We start from the raw sequence: 17,705 nt of genomic DNA, 5'->3' as shown, positions 1-17,705 counted from the left end.
TTGGGAGAGGGCCGGGGTGAGGGAAAACAAACCGCACAAATATAAAGGAGCCACCATGCACACCCGTACCCTGCTTGTTGCTTCACTCTCAATGTTCGCCACTGCCGCTGTCGCCCAGACGCAATACGCCTGGGTGGGCACCTACAACCCCAACGGGGAAGGGCTGTACCGCTTTACCGTTGACCCACAAACCGGCGCGCTGGCGAATAAAACGCTGGTGAGCAAGCTGCCGAACGCCGCGCAGCTGACCGTCTCGCACGACGGCAAAACGCTCTATCTGGCAAGCGAAGTGGAGCAGGGCGTGGTGCAGGCGCTGCGGGTGGGGGATAACGGGGAGCTGAGCGAGCTGAATCAGGTGGCCTCCGGCGGTGCCGGACCGGTGTATCTCTCCCTGACGCCGAACGGCAAGCATCTGCTGGTGGCGAACTATGTCAGCGGATCGATTGCCGTGTTGCCCGTCAACGCGGACGGCAGCCTGGGTGACGCTACGGACAAACATCAGGATCAAGGGGAACCGGGCGCGGCGAAGCCGGAAGCGGCTGTCGAAGGTAGCTTTGCCATCAGCGATCACAACGGCCCCCATGCGCACATGATCGCTGCCGATCCGAGCGGGAAATATGTTTTTTCTACCGATCTGGGGCTGGATCGTATCTATCAGTACCGCTTTGACGATCGAACCGGAAAGCTGACGCCGAACGATCCGCCGTTTATCAGCGCCTCCTCAAAAGGCGCCGGCCCGCGCCACTTTGTCTTTACGCCAAAGGGGGACGCCCTGTGGCTGATTAACGAAGAGGCGTCTACGCTCACCCATTATGCGCTGGACAGCAGCGGCAGGCTGAAAGAGGGCAAAACGGTCTCTGCCCTGCCGGACGGCTATAAAGGCACCAGCTTTGCAGCCGGGCTCGCATTAAGCGCCGACGGTAAGCAGCTGTATGTGGCTAACCGTTTGCATAACAGCATCGGGCACTTTACCGTAACAGCGGAGGGCACGCTGACCCATCAGGACGACGTGTGGACCCGCGGCGACTACCCGCGCACCCTGACGCTCGATAAACAGGGACGCTGGCTGTACGTCATGAACCAGCGCAGCGACAACATTACCCGTTTCCGCGTGGCGCAGGACGGCAAGCTGAGCTTCGAGCCTGACTATACCCCGGTCGGCAGCCCATCCCAGATGGTCATTTCACCTTAAGCTGTAAGAGGACAAACCCGTGCGATTTCCGAACCAACGTTTAGCGCAACTTTTCGATCTGTTGCAAAACGAGACGCTGCCACAGGACGAGCTGGCGCAGCGGCTGTCGGTCTCCACGCGAACCGTCCGCGCCGATATCACCGCCCTGAACGCGCTGCTGGCAAGCCACGGCGCGCAGTTTATTCTGAGCCGGGGCAACGGCTACCAGCTAAAAATTGATGATGCCGAGCGCTATCAGCAGCTTCAGGCATCGCACCCGCGCGCGCTGCGAATTCCCCGAACGGGAGCGGAGCGCGTGCACTATCTGGTGGTGCGTTTTCTGACGTCGGCGTTTTCGCTTAAGCTTGAAGATCTGGCTGACGAGTGGTTTGTCAGCCGCGCCACGCTGCAAAGCGACATGGTGGAAGTGCGCGAGTGGTTCCAGCGCTATAACCTGACGCTGGAAACCCGCCCGCGCCACGGCATGAAGCTGTTTGGCAGCGAGATGTCGGTGCGCGCCTGCCTCACCGATCTCCTGTGGGAGCTGGCGCAGCAGGACAGCCTCAACCCGCTGGTGACGGAGGTCGCGCTCAACGCCGGGGTACCGGAGCAGATGGTAGCTGTGCTGCACGACGCGCTTACCCGGCACCACATCCGCCTGACTGACGAAGGCGAGCTGTTCCTGCGTCTGTACTGTGCGGTGTCGGTGCGTCGTATCAGCGAAGGCTTTCCGCTGCCGGAATTTCATGCGGAAGACGTGGAAGAGAACGTGCGCGAGGCGGCGAAGGATATCGCGGTGGTCATTCAGGAGCTGGCGGGCAAAGCGCTGTCGCCGTCCGAAGAGAGCTGGCTGTGCGTGCACATTGCGGCGCGGCAGATTCAGGAGATCGCCCCAAGCGCGATTAACGCCGACGACGACGAGGCGCTGGTCAACTACATCCTGCGCTACATCAACACCCACTATAACTACAACCTGCTCAGCGACGCACAGCTGCACGCGGATCTGCTCACGCACATTAAAACCATGATCACCCGCGTGCGGTATCAAATCATGATCCCCAATCCGCTGCTGGAAAACATCAAGCAGCATTACCCGATGGCATGGGATATGACGCTGGCGGCGGTGTCGAGCTGGGGCAAATACACGCCGTATGCGATCAGCGAAAACGAGATTGGCTTTCTGGTGCTGCATATCGGCGTCGGGCTGGAGCGCCACTACAACATCGGCTACCAGCGCCAGCCGCGCGTGCTGCTGGTGTGCGATGCCGGGAATGCCATGGTGCGCATGATCGAGGCGGTGCTTCAGCGCAAGTATCCGCAGATCGAGGTGACGCGCACGCTCACCCTGCGCGAGTACGAGCTGGCGGATGCTATCGGCGAGGACTTTGTTATCTCTACCGCCCGCGTCAGCGAAAAATCCAAACCGGTGGTGACGATCGCCCCGTTCCCGACCGACTATCAGTTAGAGCAGATCGGCAAGCTGGTGCTGGTGGACCGCACCCGACCGTGGATGCTGGAGAAATACTTCGACGCGGCTCATTTCCGCATTCTCGACAAGCCCGTTGACCAGCAAACGCTGTTCCGCGAGCTGTGTGACCAACTTGAACACGAAGGTTTTGTTGGCGCGGAGTTTCTGGATTCGGTCGTCGAGCGTGAGGCTATCGTCAGCACCATGCTCGGTGACGGCATCGCGCTGCCTCACTCCCTCGGCCTGCTAGCGCAGAAAACGGTGGTCTACACGGTTCTGGCTCCGCAGGGCATCCCGTGGGGGGATGAAACCGCGCACGTCATCTTCCTGCTCGCCATCAGCAAAAGCGAGTACGAAGAGGCGATGGCGATTTACGATATCTTCGTCACCTTCCTGCGTGAACGGGCGATGGCGCGCCTGTGCCAGTGCGGAGATTTTGCCGGGTTTAAGGCGGTGGCGATGGAGAGTTTGAGCCGGTTTTGAGAGGCGTTATCCAGAATTCGATGTAATGCGAATGTAATGCTAAACTGCATTACACATTCGATTTTACTGGAGGCATAATGGCCACGCTGAACGTCCGTCTGGATGACAAACTCAAAAACGAGGCTTATGCCGTGCTGGAAAAACTGAATATCACCCCAACGGAAGCCGTGCGGTTACTGTTTCAGTACGTCGCGGAAACAGGGCGTATGCCGGTGAAAACTGTCACCATTAGCGACAGTGAAGATGAACTGGTACAGGCAGTCCGGGAGCGACTGGCGAATCCGCAAAAGGGAATTAAGGTTAGTCTGGATGACTTATGAGCTGGTATTTGACCCGAGGGCGTTAAAGGAGTGGCATAAGCTGGGCGATACGGTGAAATGCCAGTTTAAAAAGAAACTTGCTGACGTCTTAGTGAACCCCAGGATCGAATCGGCACGCCTGCACTGTCTGCCGGATTGCTACAAAATAAAACTCAGATCTCAGGGTTATCGTTTGGTCTATCAGGTGCAGGACAACGTAGTAACGGTATTTGTTATCGCTATCGGAAAGAGAGAGAAATCAGCCGTTTATCATGATGCAAACAAACGGCTTTAGCGTTTAACGCAGATGATGCACAACCTGGTTACTGCTGCCGCGCCAAATCAGCGCCGGGTCTTTTAAATCCTGTACGAACTTGCCGTCGACCAGCACGTTAATCAGTTCCACCACTTCCATTTGCTGCGCGTTCAGCTCATCCAGCTTATAGCCTGTCCAGACCCAGATATCTTTTCCCGCACACTCTGCCCGAATGCGCTTCACCAGCTTCAGGATATCCGGCACGTTTTGCGGGTGCAGGGGGTCGCCACCGGAAAGTGAGATCCCCTGACGGTGAATGCGCGTGTCGTTCAGGTCGTTGACGATCTTGTCTTCCATCTCAGCGGTAAACGGCATGCCGGAGTTCAGACGCCAGGTGCTTTTGTTGTAGCAGCCGGGGCATTCGTGGACGCAGCCTGAGACGAACAGGGTGCAGCGGGTGCCGGGGCCGTTGACGATGTCGACGGGGTAGTATTGATGGTATCGCATAGAAAATGTCCAGAGAATGTGCGCGCTGATGCCCTCACCCCGGCCCTCTCCCACAGGGAGAGGGAGAAGAGTTCCCTCTCCCTTGAGGGAGAGGGGTAGGGTGAGGGGGAGAATCCTGCGCAGAACTTACCCGATCTGCCCATTCCCCAAATGCTTCACGCGGCGCTTCACCTCTTCCTGCTTGCCGGCGTTAAACGGACGCGCGTCCGGGCTGCCGAGATAGCCGCACACGCGACGGGTCACGGAGACGCGGGCCGCATCGTGGTTGCCGCATTTCGGGCAGGTGAAGCCTTTGCTCGTACACTCGAACTCACCGGTAAAGCCGCACTCGTAGCACTCGTCGATTGGCGTGTTGGTCCCGTAATACGGCACGTGCTGATAGCTGTAATCCCATACGTCTTCCAGCGCCTTCAGGTTGTGCTGAATGTTCGGGTACTCGCCGTAGCAGATGAAGCCGCCGCTGGCGATCGGCGGATAAGCCGCTTCGAAGTCGATCTTGTCGTACGGGTTCACCTTTTTCTCCACGTCGAGGTGGAAGCTGTTGGTGTAGTACCCTTTGTCGGTCACGCCTTCCACAATCCCGAACTCGGCGGTATCCAGACGGCAGAAGCGGTCGCACAGGTTCTCGCTCGGCGTGCTGTAGAGGCTAAATCCGTAGCCGGTTTCCTCTTTCCACTGGTCAACCGCGTCGCGCAGGCGCTGAACAATCGCAATCCCTTTTTCGCGCAGGGCCTCGCTGTCGTACATATGCGTATCGCCAGCCAGTGCGTTGATGGTCTCGTGGATGCCGATATAGCCCAGCGAAATCGACGCGCGGCCGTTTTTGAAGATCTCGGACACGTCATCGTCCGCCTTCAGGCGCACGCCGCAGGCCCCTTCCATATAGAGGATTGGCGCGACGCGGGCTTTGACCCCTTCAAGGCGAGCGATACGGGTCATCAGCGCCTTACGCGCCAGCTGCAGACGTTCATCCAGCAGTTTCCAGAATTCAGCTTCATTGCCTTTGGCCTCCAGCGCGATGCGCGGCAGGTTCAGGCTGATCACCCCCAGGTTGTTACGCCCGTCGTGGATCTGCTCGCCGTTTTCATCTTCGTACACGCCGAGGAAGCTGCGGCAGCCCATTGGCGTTTTAAACGAGCCGGTCACTTTAACGACCTGATCGTAGTTCAGGATGTCCGGGTACATGCGCTTGCTCGCGCACTCCAGCGCCAGCTGTTTGATGTCGTAGTTCGGGTCGCCAAACTTGTGGTTCAGGCCGTCACGAATCGCGAACACCAGTTTCGGGAATACCGCCGTTTTGCGGTTCTTGCCGAGGCCGGAAATACGGTTGCGCAGGATGGACTGTTGAATCAGGCGTGATTCCCAGCTGGTGCCCAGGCCAAAACCGAAGGTCACAAACGGCGTCTGGCCGTTGGCGGTGTGCAGCGTGTTCACCTCATATTCCAGCGACTGGAACGCGTCGTAGCACTCTTTTTCGGTGCGGGAGTGCGCATAGCCGTCCGCGTCCGGGATCTGCCACTCTTCGGCGGTTTTACGGTGCTTGTTGAAGCTCGCCGTTACGAACGGGGCCAGCACTTCATCAATGCGGTTAATGGTGGTCCCGCCGTAAATATGGCTCGCCACCTGGGCGATGATCTGTGCCGTAACCGCGGTGGCGGTGGAGATGGATTTTGGCGGTTCAATCTCGGCGTTACCCATTTTAAAACCGTGGGTCAGCATGCCTTTCAGGTCGATCAGCATGCAGTTGAACATCGGGAAGAACGGCGAATAGTCGAGATCGTGATAGTGGATCTCGCCGCGCTCGTGCGCAGACACCACATCGCGAGGCAGCAGGTGCTGACGGGCATAGTGTTTGGCGACGATACCGGCCAGCAGGTCGCGCTGGGTCGGGATCACTTTGCTGTCTTTGTTGGCGTTTTCATTGAGCAGGGCAGAGTTGGTCTGCTCCACCAGGCCACGGATCTCCTGGTTCAGGCGACCGCGCTTCTCACGCTGCACGTCACGATCGTGGCGGTACTCAATGTAGGCGCGCGCCAGCTGCTTGTAAGGCCCCGCCATCAGCTGGTTTTCAACCGCGGTCTGGATCTCGTTGATATCGACCTGGCTGCGTTCAGTCATCTGGCTGCTAACGACTTCTGCGACGGTGGCGCAGTAATCTGCGTCATCGACTCCCGCTGCTTTAGCTGCACGCAGAATGGCTTCCTGGATGCGCTCTGATTTAAACGGCACTTTACAGCCATCACGTTTCATCACATGCGGTGTCATGATCACTCCATTTTTTGAAAACAGGTTATCCACAGAGGTGGAGAAGTATTCACCGGGCGTATTCCCCGCCGGGCCAAAGACTTCCCGCGTTCCCAGCTCGTGTTATCCACAGTTCCGGCCAGCGTCAGCGCCGTCTTGTTGTTGGAATAGTAGACGAAAAATACAAGATGTTGGGTCGGCGTGCATTTTAAGTGCTACATATAGTGATTTGCATCAAACAAGTTTGCGATTTATTTGACGCAGAACAAAGTAAAAAGACGAGAGTACAAACGGCGGGCGCTTCAGCCTTTGTAAAGACGCAGAGGAAAAATCTGATTAATTATTCAACAAAAACAAGCGCTCAGCACGGTACGTGCTGAGCGCTGTTCGGTTAACTCATTCCGCAGGCCCAGCTCAATCCTGCCTGTATAAAGGCTGCGGTAGCGATACTGCCCAGTATCACCGGAATGAGAAGGGAACGGTCGGGGGACGCATCCTGTTTTTGCGGTTCTTCAGCACTCAGGGCGGACATCGCCTCTTCCCGGGTGCGCGACGCCAGAAGCTGCTCACGTACCCGATCTTCCGTCAATAAACTGGTCAGCGTCGTCAGCAGCTGCATATGGGTACTGCCTGCTTCTGCGGGCGGAATGGCGAGCAGAAAAACCATTCTCACCTCTTCATCCCCTTCCAGACCCGGCCAGCGTATCGGGTCGTCAAAGAGCGCCAGACAAAACGCCGCCTGCTGCACCGCCTCGGTTTTACCGTGTGGAACGGCGAGCGCTTCACCCAGCGCGGTAGGGCCTTCGCTTTCGCGTTGTAAAACGCTCTGGATAAACGTTTCTTGATCGCTGATGATTTTCCGCCCGGCGAGCGGTTCGGCGAGCCAGCGGATCAGCGCTTCAGGCGTACGGTGCGGCGGGTTGATAAAAACCAGATCGGGGTGCGTCAATGCAAGCAAGTTCATATTAAGCCTCCATTAAAAAATCGCAGGTCGCGGAAGGGGGGATCGCCGTTACCGGCTGCACTGGCTCTTCCAGATAGTTGATCTGACGGAGCCCCGCCAGACTTTCTGGGACGGGAACCGGCTGCGTCCCGGCGTTAAACACCCGGACGACCGTGCCGCGCGACTGCTGCGCATGGGGCAGGGCAGAAAGGATGAGCGGCTCCGGCAGGGTCAATAGTGAGAATTGTGCCGGAAGCTGGCGGTCGGGCAGGCGCAACGAAAATCGCTCAAGACGGTGATCGAGCGTGTGCAACGATTGCCGCTGATAGGTGAAGGGCTGCCCGGCGGCCTGATTTTCCAGCCGACGAAGCGTGAGATGGTCGGCGCTGTCGGCCAGCGCGACGGTGAATGAAAAGTGCAGCGGTTTCAGCAACTGGGCATCGGGGGTTTCAACCACCGTATTATTAATGCCGGACGCCCGGCCTGGCCGCCAGTCGAGATCGTTGCGCCCGAGTACGCCCGTCGCTTTAAACAACGTCAAGGCTATCGCCGCCGGTTCGCTGCCGATAATCTGAAACTCCTTCATACCTCGGCTATTCACCACCAGCGCTTTGCCCGCTTCCGCGACGGCAATAATGCCTTCGGTGGTTTCGATATCCACGGGATTCTCGCGATAGCGCTCCTGCCAGTTTTCTCCGGCACATCCCGTTTCGCGCTCGATTATCGCGAAGGGCTGGGAGGCGATAGCGTGACGGGTGTGAATATCGCTGCCGATCAGTAAACGTAGCCGGTGATCGCAGTGGCTGTTTTCAAGCGTACTCTCGACATACAGGTTCGGATCGTCGTGGCGTAATTCGCACACCAGACGAATGGATAGCGGCGTTCGGTCCGTATTCTGACGGCCTGCGAGATCCTGCGGAAGAAGCATCGTGGCCTCAACGATCAGCTTTTCAACAAGTGGCGTTTTCAGGCTGTCGACGAGCGTAAAATGCGAACAGCGCGTCGGTACGTCGCCCGCAAGCGGCGAGAAATCGTAGCTGTCGCCCGCATCCGCGCAGTCTTCAAGGGTAAAGAGAGAGGGGATACGCCTGCCGCTGCGTTTGTCTTCCAGGGTTAGCGTTCCGGCGTCCAGCGACAGTCGATAGTGCGCATTCACTATCTCGCTTCCCTTTGTCTGTACATGCTGGCGGAACGGCGCAGGGTCATCTACCACGTTAACCGTGATGTAGCCGACCGACGGCAGAACCGGGGTTTGCAAAGCAACCTGCCAGCGGAAATAAGGGGGAAGGGACGTTTCACACTCGCCTTCAGCGGTAAGGGAGATCGCCGTTCCGCCAGGCAACACGTCTCTTTTCAGGACGTCGAAGGGGATGGGCTGGCCCTGATACGTCAGCGCGATATTGTCAGCGCGGCTGTAGAGAGTGGTTTTCACCACGCGTTGCGTTTGCTCGGCCAGCGGATTGAAAATCAGCAGGTCGCCGTCCTGAATGCAGGCGGCCAGGGTTTTCACCACCAGATTCCACAGGCTGTGGCACAGCTGTTCGGTTTGCTCCAGCCGATGCAGGATGTCGCGGTTGGTGGCATCACTGTTACAACCGCCAATGGAGTCGTGGGCGTGGCTTCGCAACAGCTTCTTCCAGAGGGTATCGACCACTGAGAGGTTGACCGGGATGCCCTGATGACGCGCCATGGCGATTGTCGGCTCCAGCTGTCGCAGGATGAACTGCTCAACCTCATCATTTTTCTTTTTGATGTCGTAGCGCACGGAGCCGATCGTTTTATGAATGCGGGTGTAGCGCGGTGATTTCAGCTCTCCTTCCCATAGTTCAAACTGCTCACGCTGCGCGCGCAGGGTGTCGACGTAGCGCTCCAGCGAACTGAGGACGTAACGGTCCTCGTCGGGGGAGCGTGCGCTGGCGAACTCCAGGATTTTCGGCAGCGCCGGGTCGATGCTGACCTGATCGCCGCCGCAGGGCAGGAGCAGGTCGTTGATACCGGCGCGTGAACGCAGGTGATTGACCATCGGAAAGATTTTGCCCTCCAGATGGCTCGCTTCTGACCCTATGTTTTTCGCCGCGCCATAACCGAACGCCATCGCGCAGGCGATAACGGTCGCCCCTGACGGCGCGCGCCAGAGGAACTGGCTGCTTTTGGCGTGCCTGTCATGATCGATACCGCGCCAGAAGACGATGCTGTCGAGATTGCAGCCCTGCAAAATCGTCGGCATCTGCGCATTGTGGCCGAAGGTATCCGGAAGATAGCCAACCTGCATGGCGTGCCCCAGCGTCCGGGCGGCGAAGATGCCGTATTTGAGGTTGCGGATGATGGATTCGCCATGCACGTTGTAGGTGTCCGTCTGGGTATACCATGGCCCCACGAAGATCCTTTTGTCTCTGACCAGCGTTTCCAGCCTGGCGCGATAATCGGGATTGATAGCGAGAAAGTCCTCCACCACCGCCATCTGGCCGTCAAGGTGATAGCAGCTGTATGCCGGGTCCTGCTCCAGCGTGTCGATGACTTCCACAAAGTTATATGACGCCAGCACCATGCTGTCCTGACGGGTGAAATACCACTCCTGATCCCAGTGCGTGTGGGCAATGACGTGGATCTGATTCATGACGTTCCCCTTACCTGGCGTTCTTTGGGCTGACGTAAAGCACGCCCAGGGCGCAAATCAGTGCGCCAATAAAGACGCTCGCCAGGTAGCCCGCCACGTTGGTTGCCAGCGGCCAGCCCCAGATGGCCGGTAGCGGCAGCGTCTGCTTCACGCCGAGTGCAATGGCGACCAGCGCGCCGGCGACGGCACCGGTCATGAACACCGGGATCAGGCGTGGGTTTTTCAGGATGAACGGGATCGCACCTTCCGAGATCCCAATAACGCCCAGCAATAGCGAGGTGCTGCCAACGGTCTTCTCTTCCCGGCTGAAGACATCCGGTAGTCCAAAGCGGCCGTTAAGGAACGCGGCAAAGCCAACGCCAATAGAGGGGATGACGATGGAGAGTTCACGGGCGGTTAAATCAAACGTCTCGCTCATGCCATTCAGGCCGAGTGCGACGGAACCTGCCGCCTTGTTAACCGGGCCGCCCAGGTCGAACGCGGTGCCTGCGGCTATCATCGCAGAATAGAACCCGCGCCCGGTGTCACCTGCCGAGGTAAAAAAGACCACCATCAGCTGGTTAAGTGAGCCAAAAATGGGGTTAATCAAATACTCCATGACCATCACCAGCGTAATGCCGGTGATCAGCGGGACGATCAGCATGGTCTTAATGGTGGTCAGTTGCTGGCGGACGTGAATAGCATCGTTCAGCCAGCGCACCAGATAGCCCACAAAAAAGCCGATGCCGATCGCGCCGAAAAAGCCGGACGGCATAAAACCTTCGATATCAAAGAAGCGCTTGTAGACTTCGTCGGACATGATGCCGCCGATAAGCCCGGGGATCAGCGCCGGTTTGCCGGCAATGGAAAATGCCAGATACATAGCGAAAACCGGATACATGAACTTGATGGTCATAAAGCCCACTTTATCCAGCACGCTGAACGGCGAATGTTCGATGTTAATAAACTGGCCGGTAATTTTAGCCGTTGCCATCATCAGCCCGCCCATGACCACCACCGGCAGCATATAGCTGATGGCTGCCATGATATGGCCGATAAAAATCTGGTAAGCCGAACGCTGGAGATCGTCTTCATGTACGACAGTGGTGACGCTTTTTTCCATGGCCAGCGCCTGGCGCAGATATCGATCGGTATGCTTGATCAGCTCTTGCGTACGGGTCTGAAGGTGAGGAATGTTTTCAAAGCGCTCGGCATCCTGAATGGGGACGTCGGTTGCCAGAATAATGGCCGTGGCGGAGGCGATGTCCTGCTTCGTTAAGCGGTTTTTAACGCCGTCGCTGCCCTGCGTTTCGACCTTAACCTCAATATTGTGCGCTTTAGCCCATGCAATAATTTTATTCGCCGCCATAAAGGTATGTGCAATGCCCGTCGGGCAGGCTGTTACCGCGACAACTTTTTGTTTCGTCATTGTCATAATTCCCTGGATGTGAAAACAGGGAAAGTATAAAGAGAACCTAAAACAGTTTTTAACGTTTGCTAATACTAATTACGTATCGTGATACGCGTAAATGCAATGTGTGAAGCGCCTTCCAGAGACTATTTTTCCGTTGTGTTAATATCATGTCGGGATTAAACAGGGCGTAATTTATGAATTCATTTCAGGGAAGTGAACGTTTGATATTTGAATACATTCAGCATCACGCGTGTAATATTTCTAATATATCGGCAAAAGAGATTGCCCGTGATACCTTTACAACGACAACATCCGTTAATCGTGTGTGTAAAAAAATGGGGTATAAAAGTTATACCGAGCTCCGGTACCGTTTTTTGCGCGATCATTTTAGCCCTGCGCCAGTAGCGCCCGACGTAGGGCCACAGGCGGACGATATTGTGGCGGAGGTGTCCAGGTTGCTCGCCCATTCCAGCCATATCTATCTGTATGCACGCGGCGCCTCGCTCACCAGCCTCAACTACCTGTCGCGCTTTTTATCGCTGGCGAGCCTGCCGCACCTTATTTTGAATGACATGCACCAGCTGACACGGGTATCGAAGGGGACGCTGGTGCTGATCAGTAAATCCGGGGAGACGCAGTCGCTGATTGAAATGGCGCGTAACGCGCTGCGTAAAGGCTTAAAGATTATTGCCATTACCCGCGAGGGGTCGACACTGGCGGCAATTTCAACGCTATGCTGGCCGTTACCGATCGACATTAACGCGGTGTCGCTGTATCAGCGGGAGGGCCAGCTTGAACTGTTAAGCGCCGTGGATCGTATCGGCTGCAGGCTGCTGCAGCACGATACGGTGTAGTCAGGTCGTCAGAGCTGCTTCACTATCCCCAGACGTACGGCATAATCATTTTCATGGTTGCCGTCATCGTTGATATAGGTTTTATCCAGCGAAACCAGTTCGACGTATGGCGTCCAGCCATCGTCGAGCTTGTAGTTGAACGCGACGGTATGTTCCCAGTAGGTATCATCCCCGGTTCCTTGATCGACATTATCCTGCCAGCGGAAGCGCGGGTTGTAGGACATGCCGAATTTGCCAATGTTGTACGCGAACCAAATGTCGAACTGGTGTGACTGGCGGCGGGTGTAGCCGCTGCCGTCGAGTTCTTTGTCGCTGTGCGCGTCATTGACGGTGTTATAGCGATAACGGGCGGAGAGGTTCAGACCATTATCGAACGCTTTCCACCCCTGAATGAAGGGGCGGTAATGGGTATTGCTGGCGGTGAAAACCGTCACCATGCCAGGCGCAACGGCGAAACCATTTCCCAGATCGAAGCGCCAGCGCGTTTCAATCTCCTGCGCCGCTTCCGTTAACCCCTTGTCGTCGGAATTATAACGGTCGGTATCACCAAAAAAGGTATCGTTGTGGTTTTGTGCGGCTTCAACGGAGAAGTAAAAGCCGTTATTCGCCTGGTGCATCACTTTAATACGTGAATCATTGACGTCTGAGCGCGTATTATGCCCAAAACGAAGGTCGACGGACGTATTTCCGCACCATCCCTGTGTACTTAATAATAATGCGCTAATACACGTTGCTTTAATAATTGTCTTTTTCATAATGTCCTGCCGAGGTTATTTAATTGGCAGGACTATTTTTATTTTGGGTACGTCGTGATGTAAAAGTTATCGTCGTACATTTAGCGTATCGCTAAACATAAAAAAGGAGATACAGCATGCTGTATCTCCTGACGTTTATTCCTGCACCCACCAGATGGCTTCAAACGGGCGCAATAGCAGCGTATCGGGACGGGAGGGGACGTCCTCATAGTTGCTAAGGGCGACCCGCCATGCGCCCTGTACCGGGTCCGGCTGCCACTGCTGGCGCTCGCGGCTCAGGTTCGCCACTACCATCAGCGTCTGGCCCTGCCACCGGCGGCGATAGCACCACAGGGAAGGGTGTTCCGGGAGCAAATCGTCATAGTCTCCCCACGTCAGCACCGGCAGGGTTTTACGCAGGCTAATCAGCGACCGATAGGTGTAGAACATCGAATCAGGGTCGTCCAGCGCCGCGCGGGCGTTCACGGTTTCGTAGTTGTCGCAGACACCAATCCACGGCTCGCCCTCGGTAAAGCCCGCATTGTGCGACGCGTCCCACTGCATTGGCGTGCGCCCGTTATCGCGGGATTTGCTCGCCAGAATCGCCAGCAATTCATCCGGCTCGCGGCCGCTGGCCCGCAGTTCCGCGAACATGTTCAGGCTCTCCACGTCGCGGTAGTCGGTGATGCGGCTGAAGTGCGGGTTGGTCATCCCCAGCTCTTCACCCTGATAGATATACGGCGTGCCCTGCATGCCGTGCAGCACCATGCCGAGCATCTTCGCGGCAGCCACACGATGTTCCCCTTCGTCACCAAAGCGCGACACGATGCGCGGCTGGTCGTGGTTACACCAGAACAGCGCGTTCCAGGCTTTGTTGTGCATCCCCTGCTGCCAGTGGCGGAAGAGGGTTTTCAGCGCCACGAAGTCAGGCTTCGCCTTCGTCCACTTTTCGCCGCCGGGGTAGTCCACCTTCAGATGATGGAAGTTAAAGGTCATCGACAGCTCGCGCCCGTCGAGCGACGCGTACTGCTGGCAGTTCTCCAGGGAGGTTGAGGACATCTCGCCCACCGTCATCAGGTTGCGCGGGGTGAAGACGTCGCGGCTCATCTCCTGCAGATATTCGTGGATGCGCGGCCCGTCGGTGTAGAAGCGGCGGCCGTCGCCGATGCTGTCGTCCGGGAAATCCTGATCTTTAGAGATGAGGTTAATCACGTCCAGGCGCAAGCCGTCCACGCCGCGATCGGCCCAGAACTCGCACACCTTTTTCAGCTCTTCGCGCACCGCCGGGTTTTCCCAGTTGAGATCTGCCTGCTCCGGGGCAAAAAGGTGAAGGTAGTACTGCTCGCTCTCGGCGTGCCAGCGCCAGGCGTTGCCGCCAAACTTGGATCGCCAGTTGTTAGGAAGCTGCTCCGGCGTGCCGTCGCGCCAGATGTAGAACTGTCGGTACGGACTCGCTTTGTTCAGCGACTCGCGGAACCAGGCGTGCTGCGTGGAGGTGTGGTTAAACACCATATCGAGCACAATGCGAATGCCGCGCTCGTGCGCCCGGGCAACCAGCTCGTCGAAATCATCCAGCGTGCCATAGGACGGGTCGATGGCAGTGTAATTCGCCACGTCGTAGCCGTTATCCACCTGCGGGGAGATATAAAACGGCGTCAGCCAGATGGCGTCGATGCCGAGGGATTTCAGGTAATCCAGGCGCTGGGTCACGCCGCGCAGATCGCCCGTGCCGCTGCCGGTGGTATCCTGGAAACTCTTTGGGTAAATCTGATAGATGACGCCGTTCTGCCACCAGTGAGGAAGGGTATTCATAGTGCGTTCCTGCAAATGCGAAGGGGCGCAAGTGCGCCCCGAAAGATGAAGTTAAACAATCTGCAGCGTGCCCTGACGGAACTTACGCTGGTAAACCACGGTGGTGAGCGCCATGGGGACGATAATCGCTACCGCCATCGCCAGGGCAAACACCTGCCAGAAAGCGGGCTGGATGGAGAGGATGCCCGGTAGGCCGCCGACGCCAATCCCGTTTGCCATCACGCCGTTCAGGCCGCACAGCAGGCCCGCCAGACCGGAGCCGATCATCGCGCAGAGCATCGGGAAGCGGTATTTCAGGTTGATACCGTACATCGCCGGTTCGGTGACGCCGAGGTAGGCAGAGATGGCCGCCGGAACGGAGATCTCACGCTCGTTGTGCTTACGGCTGACGATGATGATGCCCGTAACCGCCGACGCCTGCGCAATGTTAGACAGGGCGATAATCGGCCAGACCGGCGTGCCGCCGAGGCTCTGGATCATCTGCATATCAATAGCCAGCGTGGTCTGGTGCACGCCGGTGATCACCAGCGGGGCGTACAGGAAGCCAAACAGCGCGGCACCGACTGGCGCGAAGCTGCCGGTCATCAGGTGACGGACCGCGAAGGCCACGCCGTCGCCGATCATGCGGCCAAACGGACCGATAAAGGCGTGCGCCAGGAACACCGCCAGAATCAGCGAGCAGACCGGCACCACCACCAGATAGAGGTAATCCGGCACGATGCGCTTCAGGCGCGTTTCAATAAAGCCCAGCGCCAGACCGGCCAGCAATGCCGGAATGACCTGCGCCTGATAGCCCACTTTGGCGATGGTAAACAGGCCGAAGTTCCACACCTCAGGCACCTGCTGACCAAGTAAGTAAGCGTTCATTAACTGCGGAGAGACCAGCGTGACGCCCAGCACGATACCGAGAATCGGTGTACCGCCCATCTTGCGCACCGCGGACCAGCAAATCCCGACCGGCAGATAGAAGAAGATCGCCTCGCCAATCAGCCACAGGAAGTCGTAAATGGTTTTCAGCGCCGGATACATCTGCGCCAGGGTTTTGCCGTCGCTCATTGGCACATCGCCGATGACGTTACGGAAGCCTAAGATTAAGCCCCCGCTGATCAGCGCCGGCAGCAGCGGGAAGAAAATTTCCGCGAAGTGGGAAATCAGCTGCTCGTGCCATTTCATATTCTGGCGCGCGGCCTTCTTGGCCTGCTCTTTATCCGCCGCGCTGTGCCCGGTGGTCGCCAGCAGAGCCTGATAGTAATCGCCCACTTCGGTACCAATAACCACCTGGAACTGTCCGGCGTTGGTGAAGCAGCCTTTAACCATGGAAAGCTCTTCAATGGCCTTCGGATTGGCTTTGGCCGGATCGTTCAGCACGAAGCGCAGGCGGGTAATGCAATGGCTGACGGTTGCGATGTTCTCGCGGCCGCCGACCAGGACGATCAGCCGATCGATATCTGCTTGTTTGACTTTACTCATCATGAAACCTCATGACAGATGGTGAGAGGGGTGTAATGACCTGAGCGCAAGCCTACTCCTTCAGCGTGACGGCGAAAATGGGAACGTTCCCGAAATCAGGCGAAGATCACAATAATCCGTTTTAGAGGGGTTACGAAAGGTGAGCGGGAATGACGATCTGACGCGGCTCGCTCCGCCCGTTAATCTGCTCGATCAGCTGCGCGGCGGCCTGTCTGCCGGACTCGGCGTAGCCCGGATCGACGGTGATGATCTCAGGATGCAGGAACTTCATCAGCGGCGTGCTACCCACGCTCGCCACCTGCAGGCTATCGATGCGCTGCTCCTGCAGATATTTGCTGGCGCCCAGCGCCAGGGTATCGGTGGCGCACACCAGCGCGGTGGTCTGCGGCGTCAGAACGCTGGCGACCTGCTCGTAGCCCTGCTTCATGCCCAGCCCCGGCAGGGAGGCCACGGCCGGGAGATTGTGCTTTTTGCAAAAGGCCAGGTATGCCTCGTGACGGCGCTTGCCGGTGGTGACGTCCGCGTGCGGTACCCCAAGGAAGCTGATGTGGCGATGGCCTTCGTCAAACAGGCGCTGCATCAGGGTGATAATCGCGCCCTCGTCGTCATAACAGACGGAGGCAAAACCGTGGGCATCGCGCGCCAGCAGCACCAGAGAGGGCTGCCAGTGTTTCAGCATCTCTTCGTTGATGCCGGTAAAACCAAACAGCACCACGCCGTCAATGTTGCGTCGCTGGAGCATGCCCAGATGTTCTTCCACCAGCTGCGGCGAGAACTGGCTCTCCATCATGATCGGGTCATAGCCCTGCTCGTAGAAGGCGGGCAGCATGGTCTGCACGGCGAGGTTCTCTGAGAGTGAATCCAGACGCGAAACAATGATCGCGACCACTTTATCGCTCTGCCCGCGCATGGCGCGCGCGGAGCGGGAAGGGGAAAAACCGTGCTGATTCATGACCGCCTCAACGCGTTCGCGGGTGCGTTCGCTGACACCACTTTCGTTGTTCAGCACGCGCGACACGGTGGATTTCCCCACACCGCTTAAACGCGCGATGTCTTTAATCGTAAGGCGGTTCTGCATGCTGTTTTCCCTGTAACAACGACAAAATGGTCAATTGAGCCTAATGCTATAGCGCGATTTCGCTATGGGCAAAGTCTGGTTTACGTACTGTTTATTTGCAGGCGGGTATAATACCGCCCGAATCGCCACAAAGGGTACGCTTAAATCCTTATACTGCGCGGCGACACCCTGTTTTTTTACTTACCGGAGGCTTTATGGATCCCGATCCCACACCTCTCCTGAACGGGAGAACACGTTCTTTCCGGTAAGCCAGCTTTTGCTGTCTCACCGGTAATGTGAGGCAGCAACGTCCCAAACGTTCCTGCTTGAAAAATTGAGTGCCTGACAGGTACGGCTTTGCCACGCCTGAAGGGAATGCTGCGTCCGCCCAGGCGGA

General features: G+C 57.3%; 14 protein-coding genes. 5 read left to right on the top strand and 9 right to left on the bottom strand.

Annotated features, from left to right (window positions below):
- The first annotated feature begins 55 nt into the window (after positions 1–55).
- The 4 genes from AB8818_RS14730 to AB8818_RS14715 all read left to right on the top strand — a co-directional run bounded on the left by AB8818_RS14730 (position 56) and on the right by AB8818_RS14715 (position 3,716).
- The gene (locus tag AB8818_RS14730) at positions 56–1,192 is read left to right on the top strand and encodes a lactonase family protein (RefSeq protein ID WP_192981805.1); all 1,137 of its coding nucleotides are present in this window, start codon (positions 56–58) and stop codon (positions 1,190–1,192) included.
- Between the two features lie 19 nt (positions 1,193–1,211).
- A complete protein-coding gene (locus AB8818_RS14725; protein WP_166709939.1) occupies positions 1,212–3,122 on the top strand; it encodes a transcription antiterminator in 1,911 nt (636 codons plus the stop codon).
- A gap of 77 nt (positions 3,123–3,199) precedes the next feature.
- Positions 3,200–3,442, top strand: a complete 243-nt coding sequence (locus tag AB8818_RS14720; RefSeq protein WP_131634141.1) for a type II toxin-antitoxin system RelB/DinJ family antitoxin — start codon at positions 3,200–3,202, stop codon at positions 3,440–3,442.
- Entirely contained in the window at positions 3,432–3,716 is a 285-nt protein-coding gene (locus AB8818_RS14715; RefSeq protein ID WP_163330703.1) for a type II toxin-antitoxin system RelE/ParE family toxin, read from the top strand. The genes AB8818_RS14720 and AB8818_RS14715 overlap by 11 nt, the downstream gene beginning before the upstream one ends.
- 3 nt (positions 3,717–3,719) lie before the next feature.
- Here AB8818_RS14715 and nrdG read toward each other — a convergent pair whose 3' ends face one another.
- The 5 genes from nrdG to AB8818_RS14690 all read right to left on the bottom strand — a co-directional run bounded on the left by nrdG (position 3,720) and on the right by AB8818_RS14690 (position 11,396).
- Complete coding sequence (gene nrdG, locus AB8818_RS14710) at positions 3,720–4,184, bottom strand: anaerobic ribonucleoside-triphosphate reductase-activating protein (RefSeq protein ID WP_116343566.1); 465 nt, start codon at positions 4,182–4,184, stop codon at positions 3,720–3,722.
- A gap of 126 nt (positions 4,185–4,310) precedes the next feature.
- A complete protein-coding gene (gene nrdD / locus AB8818_RS14705) occupies positions 4,311–6,449 on the bottom strand; it encodes an anaerobic ribonucleoside-triphosphate reductase (RefSeq protein ID WP_163330705.1) in 2,139 nt (712 codons plus the stop codon).
- Between the two features lie 370 nt (positions 6,450–6,819).
- Entirely contained in the window at positions 6,820–7,392 is a 573-nt protein-coding gene (locus AB8818_RS14700) for a PTS sugar transporter subunit IIA (protein WP_192981807.1), read from the bottom strand.
- Between the two features lies 1 nt (position 7,393).
- The gene (locus tag AB8818_RS14695) at positions 7,394–9,988 is read right to left on the bottom strand and encodes a glycoside hydrolase family 38 C-terminal domain-containing protein (RefSeq protein ID WP_192981809.1); all 2,595 of its coding nucleotides are present in this window, start codon (positions 9,986–9,988) and stop codon (positions 7,394–7,396) included.
- 10 nt (positions 9,989–9,998) lie between these two features.
- Positions 9,999–11,396, bottom strand: coding sequence for a PTS fructose transporter subunit IIC (locus AB8818_RS14690; RefSeq protein WP_163330708.1), 1,398 nt, complete (start codon positions 11,394–11,396; stop codon positions 9,999–10,001).
- A 179-nt stretch (positions 11,397–11,575) separates the two neighbouring features.
- Between AB8818_RS14690 and AB8818_RS14685 the strand changes: the two genes are divergently transcribed.
- Positions 11,576–12,235 carry a MurR/RpiR family transcriptional regulator gene (locus tag AB8818_RS14685; RefSeq protein ID WP_163330709.1) on the top strand — a complete coding sequence of 220 codons (660 nt, stop codon included), beginning with the start codon at positions 11,576–11,578 and terminating at the stop codon, positions 12,233–12,235.
- 8 nt (positions 12,236–12,243) lie between these two features.
- Here AB8818_RS14685 and AB8818_RS14680 read toward each other — a convergent pair whose 3' ends face one another.
- The 4 genes from AB8818_RS14680 to treR form a co-directional block, all read right to left on the bottom strand.
- Positions 12,244–12,990 (bottom strand): oligogalacturonate-specific porin KdgM family protein, encoded by a 747-nt coding sequence (locus tag AB8818_RS14680; RefSeq protein ID WP_061099423.1) that lies wholly within the window; start codon positions 12,988–12,990, stop codon positions 12,244–12,246.
- A 135-nt stretch (positions 12,991–13,125) separates the two neighbouring features.
- A complete protein-coding gene (treC, locus tag AB8818_RS14675; RefSeq protein ID WP_192981811.1) occupies positions 13,126–14,781 on the bottom strand; it encodes an alpha,alpha-phosphotrehalase in 1,656 nt (551 codons plus the stop codon).
- 51 nt (positions 14,782–14,832) lie between these two features.
- The gene (gene treB, locus AB8818_RS14670; RefSeq protein ID WP_116343620.1) at positions 14,833–16,251 is read right to left on the bottom strand and encodes a PTS trehalose transporter subunit IIBC; all 1,419 of its coding nucleotides are present in this window, start codon (positions 16,249–16,251) and stop codon (positions 14,833–14,835) included.
- A gap of 130 nt (positions 16,252–16,381) precedes the next feature.
- Positions 16,382–17,329, bottom strand: a complete 948-nt coding sequence (gene treR, locus AB8818_RS14665; RefSeq protein ID WP_116343559.1) for a trehalose operon repressor TreR — start codon at positions 17,327–17,329, stop codon at positions 16,382–16,384.
- Positions 17,330–17,705 lie beyond the last annotated feature (376 nt).

The organism is Enterobacter sp. KB-280D8 (assembly GCF_041399405.1).
Classification (GTDB): Bacteria; Pseudomonadota; Gammaproteobacteria; order Enterobacterales; family Enterobacteriaceae; genus Enterobacter; species Enterobacter cloacae_N.
Note: the sequence above shows the minus strand (reverse complement) of the source record. Positions and strands in the feature narration are given on the sequence as shown.